At 69.3% G+C, this 5313-nt stretch carries 3 protein-coding genes and 2 pseudogenes; 3 read left to right on the top strand and 2 right to left on the bottom strand.

Translation table 11 applies throughout. From position 1 onward, the window contains the following. Positions 1–287: 287 nt before the first annotated feature. Both AB0J71_RS49735 and AB0J71_RS49730 read right to left on the bottom strand, forming a co-directional pair. On the bottom strand, positions 288–782 hold the full coding sequence (locus AB0J71_RS49735) for a hypothetical protein (RefSeq protein WP_364421431.1): 495 nt from the start codon (positions 780–782) through the stop codon (positions 288–290). Between the two features lie 12 nt (positions 783–794). Beyond that, a pseudogene (locus AB0J71_RS49730) lies at positions 795–1358 on the bottom strand (DUF4158 domain-containing protein). A gap of 352 nt (positions 1359–1710) precedes the next feature. Between AB0J71_RS49730 and AB0J71_RS49725 the strand changes: the two are divergent. The 3 genes and pseudogenes from AB0J71_RS49725 to AB0J71_RS49715 all read left to right on the top strand — a co-directional run. After that, positions 1711–2232 (top strand): hypothetical protein, encoded by a 522-nt coding sequence (locus AB0J71_RS49725; RefSeq protein WP_364421429.1) that lies wholly within the window; start codon positions 1711–1713, stop codon positions 2230–2232. 882 nt (positions 2233–3114) lie between these two features. Further along, positions 3115–3249: a hypothetical protein gene (locus AB0J71_RS49720; RefSeq protein WP_364421427.1), complete on the top strand. Its 135-nt coding sequence runs from the start codon at positions 3115–3117 to the stop codon at positions 3247–3249. Between the two features lie 399 nt (positions 3250–3648). Then, positions 3649–5313 (top strand): annotated as a pseudogene (locus tag AB0J71_RS49715) (hypothetical protein); the annotation flags it as partial.

The raw sequence follows: 5313 nt of genomic DNA, 5'->3' as shown, positions 1-5313 counted from the left end.
ACCTTGTTCCCATCGTCGGTGTTCCGGGTGTGGGTCTGCCCGGTGTCTGCTGGCGGGAGTGGCGGCGCTGGGGTGTTGGGATGGGGCGGTACGACAGTGAGGCGGCGCGGGGGAGACGCGTCCGCTGCTGGTGGTCGGCCATGGTGACTCCCGGGGGACGCAACTGCGACCCAGCGTAGGCAGAGGCATCTGGTCGCGTCATCCCACGGTCCCCGACGATCACTGACCGCGACCACTCGGCGGTGGCAGCGCGGGGCCCGGCGTCTAGGTCAGTGGGCCGTTCTCGTTCAGGAAGTCGGCCAGCGCGGAGTCGTCCAGCGCGACCCCGACCTCCACGACCGCCGCCGCAACGTCATCACCATCACCGAGTGCTTGGCCAACTTCGGGTGCTGGCGTACCCGCTCCTTGTCGGTCGCGGTCTCAGCCTTGCCGACCAGCTCGGTGGTGACGAGCAGATCCAGCATCTCTAGACAGTCGTCGACCGCCTTGCCCTCCAGGTAGATCACCGTGGCCAGCAACGTGGCGAACTGGTGGGAGGGGCCATGGCGGCGCAGTGTGGTCGCCGTGGCCTGCATGCCGTACCGCGCCAGATCCACCGTTCGCCGGTGCGGCACCTCCGGCGGCAGTGGTATGGCCCCCAGCCCCACTCCGAGGATTTCCGCGGCGAGCTCCAGCGCCTTCTCCAGATTCCTGCCCGAGGGCGCCGCCGGGCCTTTGCGCCAGCGTTCCAGGTCCGAGGAGCGCCGGCCTTCGGGCACCTCCAGCAGCGTCTCCAGGATCACCCGCTGCCGTGGCTACAGCACCTCGCGCAGTGCGCCATAGAGCCGGTCGGTGGCCTCATCCCGCACCCGGGCGACCAGCCGGGCCAGCGTGGTCACACGCGGCAGCAGCACCTTGTTGGTGCGCAGCCACGTCACCCCGTCATAGAAGATCGTCTTCTTGCCGTCGCCGGTGTTCCATGCCCGCGCGCTCGCCCAGACGATGAAATCCGCCTCTCCCTGGGAGAACTCCTTCAACGCGTATGCCTTGCGGATCGCCTCCTGGTGCTCGAACGGCGTGTTGCGCCGCTCGGTGTGCTGGTTGATCTGCGAGACATCCTCGATCCCGAGTTGCTCGCCGAGATACACCAACACCTCGTCGGGCATGTCCAACGGGTCGGTCAGAAAGCGCCCGACGTAGCGGGCTGTCGTTCATTGGAGGGCGAACCCGAGGCGGGCGTGTGTCCCACGCCGCTCGGCGATCAGCGCCCGATCCGCGTCGTCTAGGTAGAAGAACCGCTCCAGCTCCGCCTGCGACGGAGCACCCGAGAAGCGGCCGTAGACGGCCGCCTCGTCATCACTAAGGAACTCAACTGGCATAGCCGCCGAAAGTAGGGCAGGCCCAGCAGGCGGAGGAGCAGAAGATCAAATAGTTAGCTGGCGCGATTGCTAACGGGACTTTTCGTTCCGATGCTCGTTCATGCCCCGTCTCCACCGGACCCAGCCGGCGGAACGCCCATGGGAGCGTTCCATGGCCGGTGGTCCTGCCGGCCCACCCTGGTCCCCTTGATTACGCGAGGTCGCCAGTGCCGCCCCTGCAGTCGTTCGAGAACGAGCGTAAAGACCGGTTTACATCATCGCCACCTTAACTTAAAGTAATCATATGACTACACATGGCAGCACTCCTCGTGAGGGAGAGCCGCGGCGCCGGACGCGAGGGATCGCCAGGGGCATGGCGGCCTTGGCGATCGTCGCCGCGGCTGCCCCCACACCGGCCACAGCGTCCACACTCACGGCAACATCTCATCACGTGCTGGCTGGCACATGTGAACCGAGCAGCGGCACCAAGACCTTCCTATCCTGGGACGAGTACTCCAAGGGCAACCTGCGACTGTGCGCAACCGTGGGGGTAAGCGCCGACGGCACCAAGACCATCCACGCCGGCGTCTCCGGCGACTTCTTCTACTATTGGGGAGCGGCCTGGTACGACGACTGCCCGTCGTACTGCGTCATGGACGGCGCGTTCAAAGTGCGCATGGACCAGCAGGGCGAAGTCAGCTTCCCCTCCTTCACGAGGTGGACCGGCAGGAACGGCAACGCCTCCTACGCGTTCCCGGCGGAAAGCGGGCACTACTACCGAATCAATTTCTACGCACGCAAGTACGGTGGATACTGGCGTGATGATCGCTACAGGAGCGACGATACGCGTGACGAGATGTTCCCTGATCTGACAGTCGGTGTCTACGTCAGCTGAACGACGTCCAGTGCTGAACCTCAGGTCATCAGCGCCGGACTCATGACGTACCGCGCCGTGCGGCCCCTCGATCGTCGACCACACCCGTGCGGCCAGGGTAGGCCCGCCCACGACCGCGCAGCTATGGTCACCATGGCACTGTTCAAGAACGGACAACTCATCCCCGGCACGAGGCCCTGAGCGGCAGTCGAGAACCCCGACGCGGTAGTCCAGGACACGATCGGGCAGACTTTCCTGCACACCTTCGCCGTCGGGGACGTCCTGACGCTCCACGCGTACCGCATCGGGCAGGGCGGCTCGACTGCCACCATCAGCAACGGAGACGGACGCACCACAGTCGCGGCGCACTGGGTGAGGTGAACTGAGCAGAACCTCAGGGCTTCCTGAACCCTGCGGTCGCCTTCCTGTCCAGGTGCGCGGTCCCGGCCGGAAGCGCGTGCCGTGGGCGGGAAGGTCGCGCCGACGTGCCGCATGACCCGGCTCGCCCTCGTGCCCGTCCCCGCCGACCAGCAGCCCTGGCAGCACGCTCAGCACCACGAGGGCGTGCGGGTCACCCCGTACGTGCCGATCGAAGATGGGTGCCGTTAACCAACGCGCCATCAGCCGTCAAGTAGGCGCTGACCTGGGAAATCAGCCGCCAGCCTCCAACTCGGCTCGCGCTGCGGGCTGTCGGCGGTTCGTGAAGGGGGCTCTGGCCAGGGTGTTGAGAATCGATCGATTTCGCACGCGTCAGGAAGGCCCTCGGGACGGCGAGCCACGCCGTTTGGGGCTCATGACACGATTCTTAGCGCGCCCCCTACTTTAGCGACCCGGCCATCCGCAGCAGGTCCGGCCAGCAGGTCCTCGTTCCAGCGCGCGCCCAGCAGTGGCGGCTGTCGGCCCGTGGTCGACGTCGACAAGCGCGTCGCCATCCTCGCTCGCCGCCGGCGCGGGGAATCCATCCGCACTATCGCCGCCGGAGTCGGCGTCTCCATCGGCGTCGTCCACAAGACCCTCGCAGACGCCAAGGCGTCGTAGGCGCCGCCCCGGAGGGCTTCTGGCCGTCCACCCCGTCATCCACCAAGGGGCCTCCATGTCGCCCGCCCGGCAGGGCTCCTCTGCTGTGCCCCTCGGGGAAGTGCCGGGCGGTGGCAGCGGCGAAACCATCCCAGCGCCCCTGCGTCGTCGGCCTGCTGGAGAACCCCGACCGTCCCACCACCTCTTCGGAGGAAGGGGGGTCAACCGCAGCCCTGCCCGGCGCCTGGGCCGGTGCCGTCCTTGATGCCTGGAGCGGTGCCGGTTGGACGACCAGGCCGGCCGCCAGGCGCCGCTTCGCGCTGGGGTCAGCGCTCAGGTCCTGGCCCTGCGTCCGTCCCTGTGTCAGCTGCTGGGGCTGTCGCTGGGCCTGCCGGTGGGCCGCGAGTGAGCGGGGAGGCGGTGCGCCGAGCGGCGCAGCGGCTGAGCGAACGCATCCTGGCCGAGGTCTCCGACCGCGGCGCCATCAAAGGCGCCACCGGCAGCCGGGCGATCGAGTCCGCGTTGCTGCTGACCCTGCTGCGCGGCGAAGGGCGGCTGCCGCACCGGCAAGCCCGCCTGCACGCCTACCTGGCCCGGTGCGCGCCGGCGGCCGAGCCGTTCGAGGCCGCCGTCATCAACGCCACCCTGCACGGTATCACCATCGGCGAACGCGAGCGTGAACGGCTCATCGACGCCACCTTCCACCGCGCCGACCAGCATTCCTCGGCCCGCAAGAAGCTCGCCCTGGCCGCGATCCTCGCCGCAGTCGGGCCGGAGCCGTTCCAGGTCCACGCCCCCTCCGAGGCGTTCGAACACCGCGGCCAGACCACCTGGACCCGGCTGCGACTGATGGCCATCCACCTGCTCAACACCGCCGACCCGGTGGCGCCCGAACTCACCGCCCGCCTGCTGGCCACCACCGAGCACGGCCAGCGCCACGGCGTGATCGAGCACATGACCTTCTCCCACCTGTTCGCCCTGCTGGCGCTGCACCGCGTGCTGCCCGGCCACCCGGTGATCAGCGACGGCATCGGCCACCTGGTCGCCGCCCTCAACCCCGACGACGGGCTGCCGTTCATCACCAGCGAAGAGATCTTCGCCACCGCCACCGCCGGACTGGCCCTGACCCGAGCCGGCGCCTGCCCGCCCACCATCACCGCGATGGCCGACTACCTGGCCGGGCAGCAGGCCAGCGACGGAGGCTGGCCGTATGCCGAAGGCGTGCGGCAGACCGACACCGACAGCACCGCCCACGTCCTGGCCTTCCTGCACGCCGTCGACGCCGACCGCTACCGCCGGCCGATCGAAGCCGGCCGCGCCAACCTGTGCCGCTTCATCGGCCCCGACGGCGGCGTGGCCACCTATCACCCCAGCCACCCGCCGGAAGCGGCGATGACCGCCAACACCGCCCTGGTGCTCGCCCCCTACCGGCACGCCCACGCCGCCCCGCTGCACCGCGCGATCAGCTTCCTGCTCGACGCCCAGCAGCCCGACGGCACCTTCGAACGCAGCTGGAGCCTCAGCGAGGCCAACGCCATGTTCCGCGCCATTCATGCGCTCCGTGCCGCCTACCAGCACCACCCCCTGGCTCACCACGGCCGCCTGCAACCCGCCATCACCGCCGCCGAAGGCCGCCTGCTGGCCACCGCCCACACCGACGGCGGCTGGGGACAAACCCCCGCCGGAGCCCAGCGACCCGATCAGCACCGCCTACACCCTCACCGCCCTGGCACCCGCCCACCAGCACACCGCCACCATCGAGCGCGGCCTGGCCTACCTGCTGCGCCACCAGGACGCCGACGGCGGCTACACCACCTGCATCTCCGACCAGGCCGCACCCCGCCCGCTGCGCTACAGCGTGCCCGTACTGACCAACAACTTCGTGCTGCTGGCCCTGACCTACCTGCATCCCGGCCTGCACCTCAGCAGCCCGCACCGCGGCGGGCGCGGCCCCGCACGCCAGGATCGTGCTCGGCGATGATCCACTCGGGGCCGGGGCCCGGTGGTGAACGCGGATACGGCACAACGGGCCACCCGCGTGGCATCGGCCCTGGCCCCCCGGGCGGCCGGACGTCGACGCCGGTC

Origin of the sequence: Nonomuraea sp. NPDC049637, assembly GCF_040675235.1 — a bacterium.
In the GTDB taxonomy this organism is placed as follows: Bacteria; Actinomycetota; Actinomycetes; order Streptosporangiales; family Streptosporangiaceae; genus Nonomuraea.
The sequence above is the reverse complement of the archived record's forward strand: the minus strand, read 5'-3'. Positions and strand labels throughout refer to the sequence as shown.

Excerpts from the sequence above, each read along its gene's own strand:
- AB0J71_RS49725 (WP_364421429.1), top strand. The coding sequence starts at position 1,711 with ATGGCGGCCTTGGCGATCGTCGCCGCGGCTGCCCCCACACCGGCCACA.